The sequence below is a fragment of the Caldisalinibacter kiritimatiensis genome (genome assembly GCF_000387765.1).
In the GTDB taxonomy this organism is placed as follows: domain Bacteria; phylum Bacillota; class Clostridia; order Tissierellales; family Caldisalinibacteraceae; genus Caldisalinibacter; species Caldisalinibacter kiritimatiensis.
Map to the genome: position 1 here is coordinate 1 of NZ_ARZA01000245.1, position 20386 is coordinate 20386.

Consider the following 20386-nt stretch of genomic DNA (forward strand, 5'->3'; position numbering starts at 1 on the left):
ATTTAAATAAATAAAATGCAGTATTTATGCGAGTTGTAGAGTTCTGCAACGAGCTAAAAAATTTTTACCAAAGGAGGTCGCTGAGCATGATTAATGTATCAAATGTATTAACTTCAATAAAATTTAAGAGTGTTAAATTAACAGGCGACCTGGGGTTAGTTTTGTAATATAAGTATGTTTTATTTATGGATAAAATGTATATCTAGCCACAGGTTGGGAATCTGTGGCTTTAATTATTTGTGTATAAATTTGTATATGTGTATAACTATAAACAAATATTATACAGATATAGTCTATCATTAAGCTGCAGAGTAATCTGCGGCTTTATTTTATGTGAACACATTATAATATAAAAGTATATTATAGGTAAAAAAGCTGCAGGTGTATCTAGGTTAAATTGCAAAATGCAATGTATATCTAGATTGTATAATCTGTAGCTATTATTTTGTCATAAAGAGTTCTAGAGGAGGTGATAATATGTTTGAGTTTTTAGCACAACAAACTATGTTGATTGAAACAATCAACAAAAAGGAATAGTAGAATATACTAAAATGTGGTTAGTAAGAAACAGAAATTAATTGAAAGGAGGGGATATCATGTTTGAAATGGTTGAAAAATTAGCAGCAATAAAGAGTCCGAAGAAGGACCAAGGGTTAGAAGAATATCTTAAAATTGAGTTTAGGATGTAATTAAGTTAGATAGAAAAATAAAATTATAGGAGGTATTAAAATTATGCTTAGATTAAATTCATTTAATAAAAGCTTTGAATTAAAGAGAGATGTAGGTTATGAGGAGTATATTAAATTGGAATATAAAAACAAAACCTAGCTAAAATGCTATGGTTTCACTAAAAAAATCGGCGAGAATTTCGCCGATTTTTTTAAATTCTATTACTTAATTTAATAAATTTTTCAATATCTTCTTCAATTAAATTCAAAGAACTTCTCCAAAAGTCTACCGAGTAAACATCAATGTTCATTAACTTAGCCACATCAGCAACGTTATTTTTTCCTGTTGCAGCAAGTAAATTGTCATACTCATTAACGAAGGCATTACCACGTTTTAAATATTCTGCATATAATCCTTTAGCAAATAATTCACCAAAAGCATAAGGAAAATTGTAGAAATTAAGCTCAGCATAGTAATAATGGGGCTTATTAACCCACATATAAGGATGAAGATAATTATGGTCTAATCCATCACCATAGGCTTTTTTCTGAGCATTTAGCATTAGTTCTTTTAGCTCTTTTACTGATAATACATGGTCATCTCTAATTTCAAACAGCTTACTTTCAAATAAAAAACGACTATATATATCTACTATAACTTGAGCATAGGATTGAAGAGAGGATTCTAATATTCCAAAGGCTTCTTTATTATTTGCTTGTTTTAATGCTGCATTTTCTATTATAGTTTCACAGAATATTGATGCTGTTTCAGCTACTGGCATTGTGTAATCACTATTTAGTATAGTTTCATTAGATAAACAGTGACCATGATAAGCATGACCAAGCTCATGTGCTAAAGTAGTCATATTACTAAAACTACCGTTAAAGTTAGCAAGGATTCTACTTTCACCTATAGGATGGATATTTGAGCAGAAAGCTCCTCCTCTTTTACCTTCTCTAGGTTCTGCATCAATCCATCTATTTTCAAAAGCATTTTTTACAAAATCAGCTAATTTATCACTAAAGGTTCTAAAGTTCTTAATTATATAATCTCTAGCTTCGTTATATGTAAATTTCATTTCTACTTCTCCCATAGGGGCAAATAAATCATAAAAAGGAAGACCGTTTTCATGCCCTAATAACTCGGCTTTTTTTCTAAAATATTTACGGAAAGTTGGGAGACTTTCCTTTATAGCCGTTAGCATTGCATCTAGAGTTTCTTTATCTGTTCTAGATTTTATTAGAGTTTCTTCTAAAGGAGATTTATATCCACGCATTTTAGATATAGTTAATACTTCTCCTTTGATTCCATTTAAACATGCTGCAGACGATTCTTCTATTTTCTTATAGGCTTTTAATTCTGCTTCATAAGCTGTTTTCCTTATATTTGGATCCTTGTTATAGGCCATATTTCTAACTACAGGTAGAGGAAGTTGTTTTTTTTCTCCATTGATTTTTATATCCACTAATAATGTAGAGGTCAACATATTTTGAAGTTTTGACCATGCTTTAGAACCTGTATTAGACATTTTAGCAATTAGTATTTCTTGATTTTTATCTAAAAGGTATTTAGCATTTTCAGCTAATTCATTTAGATAAAAACGATGTTCTTCTAAAATAGGAGAAGAAGAAATTAGCTCGTTTAAGTTTTCTAGGTTACTAATCCATTTTTGAAATTTAACTGTAGGTTCAGTAAGCTCAGTATATTTTGTTTGTAGCTTATCAATCATTGTTAAAGCCTTTTGGTTTTTAGCTTCTACGCTTACAGTTAAGTTGGCATAAGCCATTAGTTTTGTAAAAAGATTAGCGAAATTATTTTGTATTTTAATATATTCTTCTATTTTTTTTACTGCATTATCATTAGAGTTTAAATTATTTTCAGCCCACTCCTTAATTTCTTCAATTTTTATGGTACATTTTTTTAAATCACTTTTAAATTGTGTACTTTCAAAAGATGAATATAGTTCATCTAGACTCCATCTCATATTCATATAAAAAACCCCCTGAGAATTCAGAATATTTAAACACTACTTATATAATACCGTTATTTTCTAATTATTGCAATGAAAAACATTAGAAACCCGAAATTTTTTTATCTTGTATGTTAAAATATAAAAGATAGAAGGAAATTTATAAAAAATGGAGAATATTATAGTATAATACATTTGGTGGGGATAATTTTTTGGGAGTAAGGGGATAAAAATGAAAAATAAATTAAGAAGACTAACTATAGCTTTCAATACAATAATTGTAATTATGACAATAGTATTAATAATCTTATCTAAACATATTGACATTAAGTATATTGTTATATTACAAGGTATATCTATGGTTCTAATAGTTAATTTAGTTATGTATTTGTTTTTTTCATTGATAAATAAATATATATTGAGTTTATCAAAGGCTATGGAAAAGACTACTAGAAGAATAAAAGATACAGACTTAAATTTAATAAATACAAAAAAATCAGGTTTAAATATAGATAGACTACATAATAATTTTCATAATATTCTAGAAGAACTTAGTGTATATACAGTTAAACAAAATAATATGTTAAAGAAATATTCATATTTAACTGAAGAACTTGAAAAAAATAATAAAATAAGAGATGTTATATTAGAAGTTAGTAATTCAATTACCCAAATAGATAATTTAAATGAACTTTACAATTTAATTTTAAAAAAAGCAATTGATGTAATAGATGGAGCACATAAAGGAAGTATAATGGTTTTGACAGAGGAAAACCTTTTAGAATATAAAGCAGTAATAGGCTATGATTTAGATGGACTAAAAGACATAAATATTAAACTAACTGATACTTTTTTATGGAATGCAAGCAATGGAGATATTCAAAAGCCTTGTATAATTAGAAATATTAGAGAATTTAACAAAGCACATTTAGACCATGACAAATATAGGCTTTTAAAGAAGGTAAATGCTCTTGATATACAAACAACTTTAAGTTCTCCAATAATTATAAATAATAAGTTATATGGTATGTTAAATATAGATAGTATAAACGAAGGAGTATTCAATGAACAGGATATTTCACTTATGAGTTATTTTGCTAATCAGATAGGGATAGCTATAAAAAATCATAAGTTGATTGAGAGAACTTTATATCTATCTAAATATGATTGTTTAACAAATGTATATAATAGACATTACTTTGAGGATGTATTTAAAAAGGTTTTTAAGCAAGCTATAAGGCATAAAGAGGTATTCTCTTTAGTTGTATTTGATTTAAATAAGTTAAAAATGATAAATGATACCTTTGGCCATACTGTAGGAGATTTGGTAATACGAACTTTTGCAAAAACGATAAAAGATAATATCAGAGAATCAGATTTCTTGGCTAGATATGGTGGAGATGAGTTTGTAGGAGTATTTTTTGGTTCTTATGGTGAAGATATAAGCAATAGAATATTAAATATTATGAATCAGTTAAAGAATTCACCTTTAATAATAGATGATACAGAAATCACCATTAATTTTAGTTTTGGTATTGCAGAGTTTCCAAAGGATGGAGCAGAGATAAAAGACTTGTTTAAAACAGCTGATAAAAGAATGTATGAGTTTAAAAATAATGAAAAAATTTTAGCAAGTTAAAAAAGGGATATCTAACTATAGAATCCCTTTTTTGCTATTGTGTCATTTGTGTTTTTATGGCTTTTACTATTGTGTTTTTTGCACGTAGTATTATACGTTTACTAAGATGTAAACTAAGTCAAGGTTTAAGCTAGAAATACCCTAGTTATTAAGCAAATAAAAAATGTGAACAAAAAAGAAGGAATTTTCTGATAAATGATAGAACTATATTATATAAAAGTTATCATTTTACAAAAATGTTGACCAGAAACGTGTATAACAACAGACATATAAGGGGTGTAGGGGATAATAAGAGTTAAAAAATTAAAAAGGGGAAATGTGAATGGGTGTACTTATTTTTATTAACTCATTAGGGGCTTTATTGTTAGGGGCTTATGCTTTAAAGTTAGATGTAAAAAATAAGGTCAATAGGTTATTTTTTTACCTGTGTTTCAATTTGGCATTTTGGATGATTTCGTATGGTATTGCAATTTATGCGTCTAATGAATCAACTTATTGGACATGGTATAAAATATCTAGTATACCTTTTTGTGTATATCCTGCGTTAATTACTCATTTTTTTTTAGTACTTGCCAAAAGAAAATTTAAATCTTTTCATCCATTATTATACTTGCCTCCAGTGATTTTTATTTACCAAAGCTTAAAAGGGGTATTAACATTAGATAATGTAGAGAAGTCCAGTATAGGTTGGTATGGAGTAATGAAAATTTCTACTATTTGGCATGTTTTATTTATTGTTTATGGATTATCTTATATAGCTTTTAGTATATATATAATATATAAATGGGGCAAGGAAACAGAACTTAAAAGAGAAAAGAGCCAATCTAGGTATTTATTGTCCTTTTTCCTAATTTTAACAATAATTCATCTTATATTATCAATAGTAAATTCTCCACGTAACATTATTATTTTGAAATTACCTATAGTAATGATGTTATGGGAGATAGGAATAGGTTATTGTGTTTTAAGATATAAGATAATAGATGTAACCCCTAACATAGCTATAGATAAGATAGTAAATTCTATAGATTTGATGATTATAATAGACGAAAAAGGAAATATAATAAAGATAAATGAAAAAACAGCTGAATTACTTAGTTACCCCCATAATGAAATAATAGGAAAATCTATATACGATATATCAAAAGATAAAAGCAAAATTATTAATTTTATACAGAAGCTAAAAAGAGGCTTTAAGAATAATTGCAATAGGCAGTTTACTTTTATTACTAAGGATAACGAACTGGTTTTTGCCAGTGTTTCATTATCAGTATTGAAGGATAAATTTGGAGATATACTAGGGTATTTATTTGTAGGACAAAATATAAACCGAATAAAGCAACTTGAAAGAGAGATTTATGAAAATAAATTGTCTAGAGAAAAACAGAAACTAGAGAAAAAAAATGAATTGCTTAAAAAGATTGAAGAATACAACAAACTAAAGAGTGAATTTTTTGAAAATATATCTCACGAATTTAGAACTCCTCTTAATATTATTATTGGCACACTAAAATTATATAACATATATTTAGAAAGGAACTCACATATTAAGGATATAGATAAATTATTAAAGTATACCGATATAATGAGGCAGAATAGCTATAGACTTGTGAGGTTAGTAAACAATGTAATTGATATAATAGAAATTGATGGTGGCTTTGTCAAACTAAATTTTGTAAATTGTAATATTATTTCATTAGTTGAGGATATAACTTTATCTGTAGCTGAATATGCTGAAGAAAAAGGAAGAAATATACTTTTCGACACAGAAATTGAAGAAAAAATTATTGCTTGTGACCCAGATAAAATAGAAAGAATTATATTAAACCTATTATCGAATGCTATAAAGTTTACTTCAAATGATGACTTAATTTTTGTAAGTATAAAACAAAGAGAAGAAAATATTATTATTGTAGTAGAAGATACTGGGGTAGGCATACCAAAATCAAAACAGGATGTTGTTTTCGACAGGTTCAGGCAAGCAGATGAACTACTTACAAGGGGAAATGAAGGTAGTGGTATAGGTTTATCAATTGTAAAATCATTGGTTGAAATGCATGAAGGAACAATCGAAATAGAAAGTGAGTATAATGAAGGTTGTAAGTTTATAATTACTATTCCAGATAAAATTGTAGAATACATGGAAGATATTAACTCTTCTGTTGCAGTGACAACAGATAACCGAATAGAAAGAATAAGTATTGAATTTTCAGATATATATTCTTAGAAAAACTAAATAATAAAAATAGAGGTGAACATATGATAAAAGCAGTATTTTTAGATAGAGATGGTGTAATTAACGACAATACAAGACATGTAAATAAACCACAAGACCTTATAATATATAGTGAGGCTAAAAAGGGAATGAAGAAATTATTTGATGCAGGCTATGAACTTTTTGTAGTTACTAATCAAGGTGGAATAGAGCTCGGGTATATAACCCATGATGATTTAAAAAAAATACATGACAAAATGCAGGAAGAATTAAAACCCTATTGTGAAATTAAGGACATAAGATATTGTCCGGATTTCAAAAGAAAATCAACTTGTAGAAAACCTAAGCCAGGTATGATATTAGAATTAGCAGACAAATATAATGTAGACCTTAAGAAAAGTTGGATGGTAGGGGATATGGATACAGATATATTAGCAGGTACTAGAGCAGGATGTAAAACTGCAAAAATTGGCGATATAAATCCTAGTGCTGATATTAATGGAAAGAACCTTTTAGATATAGCAAATAAAATATTAGAAAAAGATAATTAACAATGGACAATTGATAGCTAAGAGCCAAGAGCTAGGAACTAAGAACTAATCTGGGGGTGATTCATGGTGAGGTTGACTGTACTTGTAGACAATAATACTTTATGTACTTTAAAAGGAGAATGGGGTTTATCTTATTTTATAGAAGATGAAGATAAAAAAATATTATTTGATACAGGTTATTCTGACCTTTTTATAAAAAATGCAGAAAAACTAGATATAAATATAGAAGATACAGATTATATAGTATTTTCACATGGACATTATGACCATACATGGGGTATACAGTATTTAATTAGGCTTTATAGAGAAAATTGGAGTGTTAAGGAAAAAAGACCTGAGCTTTTAGCCCATCCCTATGCCTTTATACCTAAAATTAATTCTAAAGGAAGACGAAATGGAACTATTATATCGAAGGATGAAGCAAGTAGAAATTTTAAGTTGAATTTATCAAAGGAACCTGTATGGATAACAGATAGATTAGTTTTTCTTGGAGAAATAGAAAGAGTTAATAAATTTCAAGAAGTAAAGACAGGAAGAAAAATTATTAAAGACGGAAAAATAGAAGAAGATTATTTGATAGATGATACAGCTTTAGCATACAAGACAGAGGAGGGTATAGTTGTTATTACAGGGTGTTCTCACTCTGGTATTTGTAATATAGTTGAATATGCTAAAAAAGTTTGCAAAGATGACAGAATAGTAGATATTATAGGAGGATTTCACTTACTTAACCCACCAAAGGAAAAAATCGAGGGTACACTTAAATACATGAGAGTTTTAAAGCCTAGAACTATACATCCATGTCATTGTACCGATTTAAAATCAAAGATAGTATTATCACAGGTTGCTAATGTTGAAGAGGTTGGAGTTGGACTTACATTAGAGTATAAATAGGACTGGATGTATCCAGCCCTAATACTAACATAGAGTATCTAAAATCTGTCCTCTGTCAACTGTCCCCTGTCAACCTAAAGGCCGCTTTCATTATTTTGCATATAACTCAACAATCTTTAATATAACTTCAACTGCTTTTTCCATAGCGAATGTTGGGATGTATTCATATTTACCATGGAAGTTGTGTCCACCTGTGAATAGGTTTGGACAAGGTAGTCCCATATATGAAAGTCTAGCTCCATCTGTACCGCCACGTATAGGTTTTACATCAGGAGTTACTCCTACTTCTTCCATTGCTTTTTTAGCAGTTTCTACAATGTGCATAACTGGCTCTATCTTTTCTTTCATGTTGTAATATTGGTCTTTCATTTCTAATACTACAGTATTGTCACCATATTTTTTATTTAAGAAATCTACAGTATTTTTCATTAATTCTTTTTTCGTTTCAAATTTTTCTTTATTATGGTCTCTGATTATATATTGAACGGTAGTTTGTTCAACAGAACCATTAATGTTTATTAAATGAAAAAAGCCTTCATATTTTTCAGTATATTGAGGTTTTTGATTTTCAGGTAGCATAGAATTTAATTCCATAGCTAATTCCATTGAATTTACCATTTTATCTTTAGCTGAGCCAGGATGAACATTTCTACCGTTTACGGTAATTTTAGCAGATGCAGCATTAAAGTTTTCATATTCAAGTTCACCGATTGGTCCACCATCTACAGTGTATGCAAAATCTGCATTAAATTTTTCAACATCAAATAAATCTGCACCTCTACCAATTTCTTCATCAGGAGTGAAACATACCTTTATTGTACCGTGTTCAATTTCAGGATGATTTATTAGATATTCCATAGCAGTAACAATTTCTGCTATACCAGCTTTATCATCAGCACCTAAAAGGGTAGTACCATCAGTAGTTATCAAGGTTGTGCCTATGTAGTTTTTTAATTCAGGAAAGTCCTTAGGAGATAGGATAACGTTATCACTCTCATTTAAAATGATATCCTCTCCATCATAGTCTTCAACAAATTTAGGATTCACATTTTTTCCTGACATATCAGGACTTGTATCCATATGAGCAATAAATCCTATAGTAGGAATATCTTTATTAGTATTGGCTGGAAGTGTAGCCATTACATATCCATTATCATCTACACTTACATCTTCAAGTCCTATTTCTTTAAGCTCTTTTACTAATACATTAGCAAGATTAAATTGCTTTTCTGTACTAGGACATGTATTAGAATTTGGGTCAGATTTTGTATCAATCTTGGCATATGAAATAAATCTTTCAACAACCTTTGACATCATTAAACCTCCTTGAACTAATCAGTATTAAATTTTCTTCTATTGTATTATACTCTAAAATATAAAAAAATAAAAGTACAAGAGCCAATAGACTTAACAGTAAAATTACAATAACAAAACATCTAGTTAACACAAAAAGCGACAAAATATGTTTTCATATATATACAGGGAGTTATAAAGCACTATAACTCTTGACTAAAACTTTCAAGTAAAATTGTCACACCTGAGCAGTAAGCATCCGTGCTTATGTTAAAATAAAAAGCAATAACTTTTTCATTATTTCCCCCTTTAAAAAGGACTGATTGGCCATCAGTCCTTATATATTTTTTGAAAAAATATATAATATCACTTCTAAAAATTACTAAAGGATGATATAATATATTACACGAACATATGTTCGATGGAAATGAGGTGATTATATGTCATACAAGAAAAACAAAATCATAATGCATATTGATGTGAACTCTGCTTTTCTATCGTGGCAGGCGGCCTATAATAAACAAATAGGTATAGAAACTGATATAAGGGATATACCTGCAGTTGTTGGAGGAAATCAGGCTACAAGACATGGTATAGTGCTAGCAAAGTCTTTACCAGCTAAGAAATTAGGGATAAAGACAGGAGAAAGTCTTATGGAGGCTAGAACAAAATGTAAAGATTTAGTGGTTGTTCCTCCTAACTATAGTTTATATATAAAAAGCCACAAAGCTCTTATAAATTTAATAAAGGAATATTCACCTTATGTATCAGTATTTAGTATAGATGAGTGTTTTATGGATTATACAGGGATGGAACAACACTTTGGACCTCCATTAGAAGCAGCTTATAAAATAAAGAACAGGATATACAATGAGTTAGGATTTACAGTTAACATAGGAATTTCAATTAATAAGCTTTTAGCTAAACAAGCAAGTGAACTACATAAACCCAATAAAGTAAATACTTTGTATCCTAATGAAATAAAAGAAAAGCTGTGGCCCCTACCCGTAGAAGAATTGTTTATGGTAGGCAGTAGAACAAAAAGCAAGTTAAATAACATAGGTATATATACAATAGGAGATTTAGCTAATAGTGATTACGAGCTTATATCGTCTAAATTGAAATCCCATGGAAGACTTATATATCAGTATGCGTGGGGAAGAGATGACTCGAAACTTAATTATAGTAATTATATACCATTTAAGAGTGTAGGAAATGGAAGTACCATACCCTTTGATATAGAGGACAGAGAGACAGCACACAAAATATTACTAAGTCTAGTGGAAACTACTACAAGAAGACTTAGACAGGCTAATATGCAATGTAGAGTAATAACTATAGGAATTAAAACTTCGGAATTTCACCGTTTTACCCATCAGAAAAAAATATTATCATTTACAAATTCAACTGTAGAGATATATGAAATAACTAAAGCATTATTTGATGAAGTGTGGGATGGAGCCCCTATTAGAAAATTTAGTGTAAGACTATCGGAGCTTACTTCCTGTAACATCAACCAACTTACTTTTTTTGATAATCAGAATAAGATAAAGCTAGAAAAGATAGATAAGACTATAGACAGTATAAGGGATAAATATGGGGATAAAGCAATTATAAGAGCTACTTTTTTACATAGTGGACTTAAACCCATGTTAGGGGGATTTGGAGCAGAGGATTATCCTGTTATGACCAGTATTCTGTAAATTATTTTAAAATTGGAGGGTGGTTGTTTTATGAAGGTATTAAATCATCCTATTGATATGATAGCTGTATTTGAAGCAGAAACGGGAAAGATTACTCCTTTTAAATTTAGATATAATGATATGGCAATAAAGGTTCAGAAGATAACTAAAACATATGAAGAGAAATTAGCGGGCAATAGAAGAATAGTATTTGTATGTATGCACAATAGAAAAGACATATACGAGTTAAAATATGAAATAGATACTCATAAATGGTTTTTATTTAAAAAGTAAAATGGTTATTTTGGGGTATATTGTTAGTCATATAGAATACAGAATCTGGTATAATATAATTAGGTGTTTTTTGCGATAAATAGAAAGGGGGATAAAATGGTAAAAAGAATATCGGTATTTTTAGTTATAGTACTAGTTTTAAGTACCTTAACAGTATTAGGTACAATGTATTTTAAAGACATAAACCCTTATCATACTATTAAGGCCTTTAAAGAAGGACAAACTAATATAGTATTAGATGATACTCCTATAAACACATACAGTTCCCCTATCATAGTAGATAACAAGATACTTATGCCAGTGAATATTATAAAAAAGTATATCTGTAGTGATATAGAATTAAGCGAAAAATATGACAGAGTTTATATAAACATATCAAGTCCAAAATTTAATCTTGAGACAGAAGAATTAGATAATAGAATTAAGCAAGGAATAAACTTAAATTTCTTGGCTGAAAAAATTAATGGCGAATACTACCTTAATATAAAAGGCTTAGAGCAAATATTAGGGATAAAAGTAAACTATATTCAAGATACAGATATATTAGTAATAGATAAGTGGAAGGATACAGAAAGAATAGGTGTTTTACAGGACAATGTTAGATTAAGACCTAAAAAGACTATTTTTTCCTTTAGTTTGGACAAGCTATCAAAAGGAGAAGAAGTCCTTATCTTAGAAAAGGATGGAGAATGGTTGAAAGTAAGAACAAATAAAGGGTTTATAGGTTATATATCTAGTAAGAAAGTCGATATACAAATTAGAAAATACAATATAAAAACACAGATTAATCAAGTAAGAGAGGATTGGAAAGAGCCAGATAAAATAAATTTAGTTTGGGACTATGTATATAAATATTCTCCAGATTTATCTAAACAAGAAACTATTGAAGGATTAGATATAATATCTCCAACGTGGTTCTCAATAGTAAGTGAAAATGGATATGTAGTCAATAATGGAGATATAAATTATGTACAGGAGGCCCATGAAAAAGGATATAAGGTATGGGCTCTTATAGACAATGGATTTGATAGAGACTTGACTAAACAAATACTAGCAAGTGAAGAAGCACAAAAAAACATAATAAATCAGATATTAGTTTATTCAAGTATTTATGATTTAGATGGGATAAATATAGATTTCGAAAATGTATATTATGAGGATAAAGATAGATTAACGAAATTTGTAGCTAAGATAACAGATGCATTAAAAAAACAAAACTTAATAGTTTCAATAGATATGACAGTACCATCTTTAAGCAAAAATTGGTCTATGTTTTATGATAGAGAAAAACTAGGTCAGATAGTTGATTATTGTATGGTTATGACCTATGACGAACACTGGGCATCTAGTCCAAAAAGTGGTTCAGTTGCATCAATAGGATGGGTTGAAAGAGGTATAGAAAAAACACTTAAATATATACCTAATGAAAAGCTACTAATGGGAATTCCATTTTATACAAGAATATGGGAAGAAACTATGGTAAATGGAAAAGTAAAAGTGAAGTCTAAAGCATTATCAATGAAAACAGTACAGGAAATGATTGAAGAAAAGGACTTAGATATAACATGGCTTGAAGATATAGGTCAATATTATACTGAGTTTAATGAGGAAGGTAAAAAATACAGAATATGGATAGAAGATGAAAACTCAATAAAGCTTAAAGCTGAGCTAGCAAATAAATATAATCTAGCAGGAGTGGCTTCTTGGAGAAAGGGCTTTGAAAAAGAGGATGTTTGGGTTGCTTTAAATAATGTGATTAAAAATTCCAAAGAGTTAATGGGACAAAGAGAGGAATAGGAAAATATGTAAGGCTGGATACATCCAGCCTATTTTATGTGTTTATGAAAGGGGATGTATCTGTAGAAAACAGCTTTAGTTGCTTTCTACAGATACGTAAAATCATCACAATAGCTACATTTATATTTAACCTTTTCTTTATCTACTAAAGTAAATGTAGGAACTGCATAATTATCGCTATTACTTATACATCTTGGGTTATCACACTTAAATAATCCTTTTACCTTTTTTGGAAGTTCAACTTTCTTCTTTTCTATAATTTTATCATCTTCTATGATGTTTATAGTAATGTTAGGGTCTATTAAACCTAGCATCGTAAGGTCTAAGTCGATTTCATCTTGAATTTTGATTATATCTTTCTTCCCTAATTTTTCACTTGGTACATTCATTAAAAGAACTACAGGGAATTCAACATCAGCTAGTTTAAGTTTTTCAAATATCTTTAAACCATTACCGGATTCTATGTGGTCTATAACTATTCCTCTTTTTATACTATTTACTGTTAACATTTTAAACCACCCCCAAAAGATGTGCCATAAGTGACATTCTAACATAAACTCCGTATTGTGCCTGTTTAAAATATACAGCTCTTTTGTCATCATCAACGCTATAATCTATTTCATTTACCCTTGGTAGAGGATGCATTATGAGCATATCTTCTTTTGCATCTTTTATTTTATCTCGTGTGAGTATATAACTATTTTTTAATTTTAAATAATCCTCTTCATTGAAGAATCTTTCTCTTTGAATCCTTGTCATATAAAGTATGTCTACTTCATTAATAACTTCTTCTAAATAACTTGTTTCAAAGATTTCGGCGTTATATTCATTTTTTACGAATTCTTTAATATAAGTTGGGAGTTTTAATTGAGGTGGTGAAACCAGATAGAATGACATGTTTTTATATCGAGCTAGTGTCTTGATAAGTGAGTGAACGGTTCTACCATATTTAAGGTCTCCACAAAGAGCTACTTTGTTATCGTCAATTTTACCTTTGAGGTTTTTAATAGTTAATAGGTCGGTCAAGGTTTGGGTAGGATGTTGATGTCCTCCGTCTCCACCATTTATTACAGGAACGCTGGAATATTCAGAAGAAAGCAATGGAGCACCTTCTTTTGGATGACGCATTACTATAATATCAGCATACCCTGAAACGACTCTAACAGTATCAGCAACACTTTCGCCCTTTGAAACAGAGCTTGTTGTTGCATCTGCAAAACCTAAAATATTGCCACCCATTCTAAGCATTGCAGATTCGAAACTAAGCCTAGTTCTAGTACTAGGTTCGTAGAACAATGTAGCTAATATTTTGCTTTTGCATATCTCTGAATATTTTTTAGGATGTTTTTCCATATCTTGTGCTACTTTGAAAATTTGGTCTAGCTCTTCAAGAGTAAAGTCATTAGGGTCAATAAGATGTTTACCTTTTAAATTCATTATCCTTCCTCCTTTTTATTTTTTGGGAGGAACACTCCCTTGCTAGTCTCACAGGACTAGTTTAAAGGTAAAAAACTTTTCTAGACAATAGAAAAACCTTCTGCACGTGGGCAAGAAGGTACAAATATCCCTAGGTATATTTTATCCTATACATAGAATATTTATTACCTTCTTAGCCTCACGGGGCTAATTTAAAGGTTATTTTTATTTAAAATATCATAAAGAATTAGTAATGTCAATATAAAAAATGAAAAATTCAAAAAATTTTATACAAAAATCATACAACTATAATATTGAAATCATATATTGTAAGTGATAACATATTATATGTCGCTTTGTGAAATTGTTTGAATAAATGTAGAAAAATGGGTATGAATAATTATGATAACAGCGAAAGGAAAGATAATGTATGAAAGATAAAACATTAGAAACATTAAATTTATTAAAAAAAGCTATAGATAAAAAAAGAGAAAGATTAAATGAGCTAATGGGGTTAGACAATGTAGATAGTGATACGATATTAAAGCTTAGTGAAGAATTGGACAAGTTAATATATGAATATTATAGTATACATAAAAAATTTGTTCAATGATAACTTAAAGTTAAAGTTTAACTTTAAGTTATAAACAGCTAAAAATACAGAAATAATTAACTTAAAGTATTACGTTAAGTACCTAGACATTAAGTATGGTTCAAATATAAAAATTTCACAATTTTATCACATTTTCATAAAAAATATTTTTTAAAATAAAAATAGAATAAAAAATAATTTAAGATTAAATAATATAAAAACTATGAAAAAGGAGGTCGGGGTAATGAAGGACAAATATGATTTGTATGAACAAAAATATAAAAAGGCAAAAATATTTAATATAGTATTAGCATCTTTATTAGTGGGAATGTTGTTAGGTGGAGTTTTAGTATATGGTTTAATAAATGTAGAGGAGATGGGATTCTCAAACGTTGCCCAGGCATCCAATACCAAGTTAATAAATAAAGATTATGAGAGTCCCGTTGTTGAAGTGGCAGAGCACGTATTACCATCTATAGTTATGATAAAAAGCAAGGTTAACATAGGAAGAGGATTTGCAACACAAAGTGTAGATAAAGGCACAGGTTCAGGGATAATATACAGAGAAGACGGATATATAATAACTAATAACCATGTTATAGAAGATGCTTCAGAAATAGAAGTCACTTTATATGATGGTAGAGTATTTAATGCAAGAGTTATAGGAAAAGACCCAGAAACTGATTTGGCAGTTATAAAAATACAGGCAGAAAACCTACCTGCGGGAACCTTTGGAGATTCTTCAAAATTAAAAGTAGGAGAGCTTGCTGTAGCTATTGGAAATCCATTAGGGGAGAACTTTTCTGGTACAGTTACATCAGGAATAATAAGTGCTTTAAATAGAACTTTAACAATAGGAGAGAAAGAACTAAAACTTATCCAAACTGATGCAGCTATAAATCCAGGTAATAGTGGAGGAGCTTTAGTGAATAAAAATGGAGAAATAATAGGAATCAATAGTGTTAAATTAACATCTACTGGGGTTGAAGGAATGGGATTTGCTATTCCTATAAACGATGCCTTACCAATAATTAACGAGTTAATACAATATGGTTATGTAAAAAGGCCATGGATAGGGGTTGCTATAGCAAACATCACAGACCAAATAGCTGAAAGATATGATGTACCAAAAGGAGTTTATATTTCAAAAGTATATTATAACAGTCCGGCAGCAAAGGCTGGTCTAATGGTTAATGATATATTAACTGCAATAAACGGACAAAGGATAGAAAACATAGACGAATTATCAGATAAAATAAGCGAATTTATACCAAATGACAAAATTATATTGACTATATATAGAGATAAAAAGTATATAGATATCGAGGTACAATTAGGAATTATGCCTCCACAATAAAAAGCAGCCATTTAAGGCTGCTCTTTATTTCGGTTTACTTATAAACATTTGAGTAAACATATATCCGTATTTATCGCTTCTTACAATACCAATACCAACATGAGTGAATTCACGTTTAAGAATGTTTTCTCTATGTCCTTGTGAATTCATTAAAGAAGTATGAGCTCTTTCAACTGAGCTGTTAGCTGCTATATTTTCTCCAGCATATAAGTAATCTATACCGTAGGTTTTCATCATATCAAAAGGACTTCCATAGGTTGGGGAATAATGGCTAAAGTAATTGTTATCAACCATATCCTGTGATTTCATTCTTGCTAATTTAGTTAATTCTAAATCTACTTTAAGAGGTTGTAGATTTCGTTTTCTTCTTTCTTCATTTATTAAGTTAACCATATTTTGCTCGTTTTGTGTTAAACTTCTTGCTGGTGTTACTTCATTTCTTTGTTGATCTGTTTCACGATTCATTCCCATATTTTGCTGTTGATCTGTTTCACGGTTCATTCCCATATTTTGTTGTCGGTCTGTTTCACCGTTCATACCTTCGTTGCCCTGTTGATTTTGTGCTTGATTTGGAGCAGACTGATTTATTTGATTTTCTCCTTCTTGTCTTTGTTTTTGTCTAACTTCTCCTTCTTTAACTATTGGTTTACAGTAGTTATCAGCTACACATCCTACTCTATTATTAGGTAGCTGTACTATATACCAATTAGGAAGTTTACCTAAAACTTTAACTTCATCATTTTTATTAAACTTACCTATTGTAGGAAATTGTGTTCCATTCCCAGCTCTAACATTTAGATTGTTAACTAATACCCTTATGTTTTTAACTTCTTCAGTCCCATAGATAGAGGACTCCATAGTTTTCATGTTTTTATCCTGAGGTTGTTCATTAGGTTTCTCTTGAGGACTAGCACAACCTGCTAACATAACTAATGTCAATATTACTATTAGTATTTTTTTGCTCATAAAATCACTCCTATTTATTATATTAATAAACTGTATTTCTAAAAATATTATTAGTAAACAGGTTAAATTTTATTACTAGAATAAGGAGTATTAAAAACGTATTATTTTCCAATTTCTGTTTTAGTTTTTTATGTGTATAATTATAAATATATAGAAAAAAGTTACTATAGTATTGTTTTGGCTTTGTATTTTTTTGGTTAACTTATATATAGTAAAAAAACATTCAAAACACCTTAATTTTTTATAAATTTAATACGAATATATTTATGATAGTCTTATGTCCTAGTGAAAGTGAGGTGACTCTGTGCTTTTTAAAAGAACTCTTGAGGATAGAGTAAAAAAAGCTAAAAAAGATGATAAAGAACTAAATAAATTGATTGAAGAATATAAACCTTTTATAGCTAGTACTGTTCAGAAAAAGATTGGAAGGTTCGTGAAGTATGGACAAGATGATGAACTTACTATTGGAATGCTAGCTTTTAAGGAAGCTATAGAAAGTTATGATAAAAATAAAGGTAAATTTTTAAGCTTTGCTAAAAGAGTAATTAATTTAAGACTTATAGATTATTATAGAAAGCATGTTAATGAAAATAATGAAGTATATATGAGTCAAATAATTCAAGAAAATGATGACAATGTTTATGAGCTTGGAGCCAGTAAAGCGATTATAAAACATCAAGATAAAGAAGAAAATGAAGTAAGAAAAATAGAAATATTAGAGTTTAAGAAAGAATTAGATAAATGGGGAATTAAGTTTACTGATTTAGTTAAATCATCTCCAAAACAAAAAAGAGTTAGGGACCTTTATAAGAATGTAGCAAAATCTATAGTAGAAAATGAGTACATATTAAATAAATTACTTGAAAAGAAAAAATTACCCATTAAAGAAATTCAAAATATTATGTCTATACATCGAAAAAAGTTAGAAAGAGGCCGAATATATATAATAGCATTAGTAATAGTGTTAACAGGAGATTATGAGTACATTAGAGAGTATATAGATTGGAGGTGATTGAATGAAGGGAATTGTAATGGAGAAACTAGGTGATAAGGTTGTAGTATTAACTAAAGAAGGAGATTTTATTGAGACTACAATACCTAATGAACATGTAGATATTGGACAAGAAATTATAATTGACAATAGAAGTAGTAACAGTAATTTATTTAGAAGAGTAGTTTCTATAGCAGCTGCAATTATATTGTTGGTAATAGGTAGTTATGGTGTATACGGTTATTACAATCCTTTTGGATATGTTAACGTTGATATAAACCCTAGCTTAGAGATTGCATATAACTTATATGGTAGGGTTATAGATATAAAACCATTAAATGATGATGGGAAACTTATAGCATCAAAGTTAGATGATTTTAAAAATAAATCAGTAGATGATGTATTAAATCAAGTGGTAGACAAAGCAGTTGAGGAAGAATTTATTGAAAAAGATAAGGAAAATTTAGTGTTAGTTACAATAACAGAAAAAGGAAAGAAAATAAAAGAAGAAAATATACAACAACAGGTAAATAATCATATAGAAGAAATTAAAATGAATACGGAATTAGTAATTGTAGAAAGTGATAAAGAAACTTATGAGAAAGCTAAAAAAGAAAAAACGTCTCCAGGAAAGCTTATGTTAATTAATGAAGCTCTTAAATTAGATAAAAGTATAAAGACTGAAGAAATATTTAATAAACCTGTAAAGGAAATAGTGAATATAATTAATGAAAAGAGAAAAGAAATAAAAGACAAGGTGAAAGATAGAAAGAAAGAAGAAAAAGAAGAGAAATTAGATAAATTAAATGGTACATCTAAAACTAATAAAAGTAAAGAAAAAGCAAAGATAAAGGAAAAAATAAGAATAGAAGAAGAAAAGGAAAATAAAAAAGATAAAAGTGAAGGAAATAAAAAAGAAAAGGATAATAATAGCAAAAAACCAGATGAACAGAAAGATAAGAAGGACAGAAAAGGTAAGTCGGATAAAAGCAACAATGTAGATAACAAAGAACAAAAAGGAGAAAATGAAAAAAAGATTAAAGATAAAAATGAAGGTAAAAAAGGAAAAAAGTCAAAGGATGAAAGAGATATAAAAAATGAGGATAACGATAAAAATGAAGACGATGAAGATGATGACAAAGATGTAGAGAATGAAGACGATGAAGAATATGACGATGATAATTATGATGAAAAAGAGAATGAACACGAAGATAAAAATGAAGGTAGAGGCAAAAAAAGAGGAAAAGAACAGAGATTGAAGCAAAAAAATGAAGATAACAACTCAGAAGAAAGACTCAATAGAAATAAAAGACCTGGTGTTAAGCACTAGGTCTTTTATTATTTGAGTTGGTTTATACTATTGACATTATTATTAGGATAGCTACTACAAATACAATAGCGAGTATAATACCATATAAAACTTTTTTTCTTATAAAATAGATTTTAGACATAAAAATCACTCCTTGCATACCTTGTTTATAAGGTATGGTACAGTATTCCATATTATAAATTATTAAAATTAACTTGTACATATTCCAAATTTAATATATATGGAGAATAAAATTATATTTTGTATTTTGGATTATTATGAAACACAACATCAAATTTATAAAAATTAATTTTAAATCAATAAAATATAAAATAAATTGATATTATAATTGTAAAAATTAAATCTTGCATTGACAAATTTTAGGGATGTTATATAATATAATTAACAAACTAAATTCAGAAAATTGAAAATAAGGAGTGGGGATTTATGGGTGAACATTTAGCAGATTTAAAAGAAAGATTATGGACAAAGGATTTTTTCTTATTATGGCAGGGACAGCTTGTTTCAGCATTAGGAGATGTTGTTTATAGTATAGCTTTAGGTTTTTGGGTGTTAAAGGTCACAGGGTCAACTGCACTTATGGGTACATTGATGGCCGCATCTGTTTTACCTAGAGTAATAATATCTCCATTTGCAGGAGTTTTTGTAGATAGAAGTGACAGAAAAAAAGTTTTAGGATAGTTAAGCGAGAATCCTCCCTATTTCAATAGGGAGATGAATCGCTATTTATT

Annotated in this window: 17 protein-coding genes; 12 read left to right on the top strand and 5 right to left on the bottom strand. The window is 28.9% G+C overall.

What is annotated here, in order from left to right; all coding sequences use genetic code 11:
* Positions 1-880: 880 nt before the first annotated feature.
* Positions 881-2659, bottom strand: coding sequence for a M3 family oligoendopeptidase (locus L21TH_RS11040; RefSeq protein ID WP_006316090.1), 1779 nt, complete (start codon positions 2657-2659; stop codon positions 881-883).
* A 211-nt stretch (positions 2660-2870) separates the two neighbouring features.
* Here L21TH_RS11040 and L21TH_RS11045 point away from each other — a divergent pair, with 211 nt between their 5' ends.
* The 4 genes from L21TH_RS11045 to L21TH_RS11060 all read left to right on the top strand — a co-directional run bounded on the left by L21TH_RS11045 (position 2871) and on the right by L21TH_RS11060 (position 7937).
* Complete coding sequence (locus L21TH_RS11045) at positions 2871-4277, top strand: sensor domain-containing diguanylate cyclase (RefSeq protein WP_006316091.1); 1407 nt, start codon at positions 2871-2873, stop codon at positions 4275-4277.
* Between the two features lie 322 nt (positions 4278-4599).
* Entirely contained in the window at positions 4600-6504 is a 1905-nt protein-coding gene (locus tag L21TH_RS13865; RefSeq protein WP_006316092.1) for an ATP-binding protein, read from the top strand.
* Between the two features lie 32 nt (positions 6505-6536).
* Positions 6537-7043, top strand: coding sequence for a D-glycero-alpha-D-manno-heptose-1,7-bisphosphate 7-phosphatase (locus L21TH_RS11055; RefSeq protein WP_006316093.1), 507 nt, complete (start codon positions 6537-6539; stop codon positions 7041-7043).
* A gap of 63 nt (positions 7044-7106) precedes the next feature.
* Positions 7107-7937: an MBL fold metallo-hydrolase gene (locus L21TH_RS11060; protein ID WP_006316094.1), complete on the top strand. Its 831-nt coding sequence runs from the start codon at positions 7107-7109 to the stop codon at positions 7935-7937.
* A 90-nt stretch (positions 7938-8027) separates the two neighbouring features.
* Here the strand turns inward: L21TH_RS11060 and pepT are convergent, their stop codons facing one another.
* A complete protein-coding gene (pepT, locus tag L21TH_RS11065; protein WP_034429951.1) occupies positions 8028-9251 on the bottom strand; it encodes a peptidase T in 1224 nt (407 codons plus the stop codon).
* Between the two features lie 419 nt (positions 9252-9670).
* On the opposite strand from pepT, the gene L21TH_RS11070 reads away from it, so the two are divergent.
* From L21TH_RS11070 to L21TH_RS11080, 3 genes are all read left to right on the top strand, one after another.
* The gene (locus L21TH_RS11070; RefSeq protein WP_006316096.1) at positions 9671-10933 is read left to right on the top strand and encodes a DNA polymerase Y family protein; all 1263 of its coding nucleotides are present in this window, start codon (positions 9671-9673) and stop codon (positions 10931-10933) included.
* 30 nt (positions 10934-10963) lie between these two features.
* The gene (locus L21TH_RS11075; protein ID WP_006316097.1) at positions 10964-11206 is read left to right on the top strand and encodes a hypothetical protein; all 243 of its coding nucleotides are present in this window, start codon (positions 10964-10966) and stop codon (positions 11204-11206) included.
* A 96-nt stretch (positions 11207-11302) separates the two neighbouring features.
* A complete protein-coding gene (locus L21TH_RS11080; RefSeq protein WP_006316098.1) occupies positions 11303-13003 on the top strand; it encodes a glycosyl hydrolase family 18 protein in 1701 nt (566 codons plus the stop codon).
* 86 nt (positions 13004-13089) lie between these two features.
* Here the strand turns inward: L21TH_RS11080 and L21TH_RS11085 are convergent, their stop codons facing one another.
* Both L21TH_RS11085 and pyrB read right to left on the bottom strand, forming a co-directional pair.
* The gene (locus tag L21TH_RS11085) at positions 13090-13512 is read right to left on the bottom strand and encodes an aspartate carbamoyltransferase regulatory subunit (RefSeq protein WP_006316100.1); all 423 of its coding nucleotides are present in this window, start codon (positions 13510-13512) and stop codon (positions 13090-13092) included.
* A 1-nt stretch (position 13513) separates the two neighbouring features.
* Positions 13514-14440, bottom strand: coding sequence for an aspartate carbamoyltransferase (gene pyrB, locus L21TH_RS11090; RefSeq protein ID WP_006316107.1), 927 nt, complete (start codon positions 14438-14440; stop codon positions 13514-13516).
* A gap of 409 nt (positions 14441-14849) precedes the next feature.
* Here pyrB and L21TH_RS11095 point away from each other — a divergent pair, with 409 nt between their 5' ends.
* Together L21TH_RS11095 and L21TH_RS11100 are read left to right on the top strand one after the other, a co-directional pair.
* Positions 14850-15032: an aspartyl-phosphate phosphatase Spo0E family protein gene (locus tag L21TH_RS11095; RefSeq protein ID WP_006316109.1), complete on the top strand. Its 183-nt coding sequence runs from the start codon at positions 14850-14852 to the stop codon at positions 15030-15032.
* Positions 15033-15255: 223 nt separating this feature from the next.
* Positions 15256-16368, top strand: coding sequence for a S1C family serine protease (locus tag L21TH_RS11100; RefSeq protein WP_006316111.1), 1113 nt, complete (start codon positions 15256-15258; stop codon positions 16366-16368).
* Between the two features lie 24 nt (positions 16369-16392).
* Here L21TH_RS11100 and L21TH_RS11105 read toward each other — a convergent pair whose 3' ends face one another.
* Entirely contained in the window at positions 16393-17334 is a 942-nt protein-coding gene (locus L21TH_RS11105; protein WP_006316113.1) for a CAP domain-containing protein, read from the bottom strand.
* Between the two features lie 304 nt (positions 17335-17638).
* Here L21TH_RS11105 and sigI point away from each other — a divergent pair, with 304 nt between their 5' ends.
* From sigI to L21TH_RS11120, 3 genes are all read left to right on the top strand, one after another.
* Positions 17639-18346: an RNA polymerase sigma-I factor gene (gene sigI / locus L21TH_RS11110; RefSeq protein WP_006316114.1), complete on the top strand. Its 708-nt coding sequence runs from the start codon at positions 17639-17641 to the stop codon at positions 18344-18346.
* Positions 18347-18350: 4 nt separating this feature from the next.
* The gene (locus L21TH_RS11115; protein ID WP_006316116.1) at positions 18351-19655 is read left to right on the top strand and encodes an anti-sigma factor domain-containing protein; all 1305 of its coding nucleotides are present in this window, start codon (positions 18351-18353) and stop codon (positions 19653-19655) included.
* Between the two features lie 426 nt (positions 19656-20081).
* A complete protein-coding gene (locus tag L21TH_RS11120) occupies positions 20082-20336 on the top strand; it encodes an MFS transporter (protein ID WP_006316119.1) in 255 nt (84 codons plus the stop codon).
* Positions 20337-20386 lie beyond the last annotated feature (50 nt).

Coding starts and splice junctions, on each gene's coding strand:
- L21TH_RS11040 (WP_006316090.1), bottom strand. CDS start 2,659: ATGAATATGAGATGGAGTCTAGATGAACTATATTCATCTTTTGAAAGT.
- L21TH_RS11045 (WP_006316091.1), top strand. CDS start 2,871: ATGAAAAATAAATTAAGAAGACTAACTATAGCTTTCAATACAATAATT.
- L21TH_RS13865 (WP_006316092.1), top strand. CDS start 4,600: ATGGGTGTACTTATTTTTATTAACTCATTAGGGGCTTTATTGTTAGGG.
- L21TH_RS11055 (WP_006316093.1), top strand. CDS start 6,537: ATGATAAAAGCAGTATTTTTAGATAGAGATGGTGTAATTAACGACAAT.
- L21TH_RS11060 (WP_006316094.1), top strand. CDS start 7,107: ATGGTGAGGTTGACTGTACTTGTAGACAATAATACTTTATGTACTTTA.
- pepT (WP_034429951.1), bottom strand. CDS start 9,251: ATGTCAAAGGTTGTTGAAAGATTTATTTCATATGCCAAGATTGATACA.
- L21TH_RS11070 (WP_006316096.1), top strand. CDS start 9,671: ATGTCATACAAGAAAAACAAAATCATAATGCATATTGATGTGAACTCT.
- L21TH_RS11075 (WP_006316097.1), top strand. CDS start 10,964: ATGAAGGTATTAAATCATCCTATTGATATGATAGCTGTATTTGAAGCA.
- L21TH_RS11080 (WP_006316098.1), top strand. CDS start 11,303: ATGGTAAAAAGAATATCGGTATTTTTAGTTATAGTACTAGTTTTAAGT.
- L21TH_RS11085 (WP_006316100.1), bottom strand. CDS start 13,512: ATGTTAACAGTAAATAGTATAAAAAGAGGAATAGTTATAGACCACATA.
- pyrB (WP_006316107.1), bottom strand. CDS start 14,440: ATGAATTTAAAAGGTAAACATCTTATTGACCCTAATGACTTTACTCTT.
- L21TH_RS11095 (WP_006316109.1), top strand. CDS start 14,850: ATGAAAGATAAAACATTAGAAACATTAAATTTATTAAAAAAAGCTATA.
- L21TH_RS11100 (WP_006316111.1), top strand. CDS start 15,256: ATGAAGGACAAATATGATTTGTATGAACAAAAATATAAAAAGGCAAAA.
- L21TH_RS11105 (WP_006316113.1), bottom strand. CDS start 17,334: ATGAGCAAAAAAATACTAATAGTAATATTGACATTAGTTATGTTAGCA.
- L21TH_RS11115 (WP_006316116.1), top strand. CDS start 18,351: ATGAAGGGAATTGTAATGGAGAAACTAGGTGATAAGGTTGTAGTATTA.
- L21TH_RS11120 (WP_006316119.1), top strand. CDS start 20,082: ATGGGTGAACATTTAGCAGATTTAAAAGAAAGATTATGGACAAAGGAT.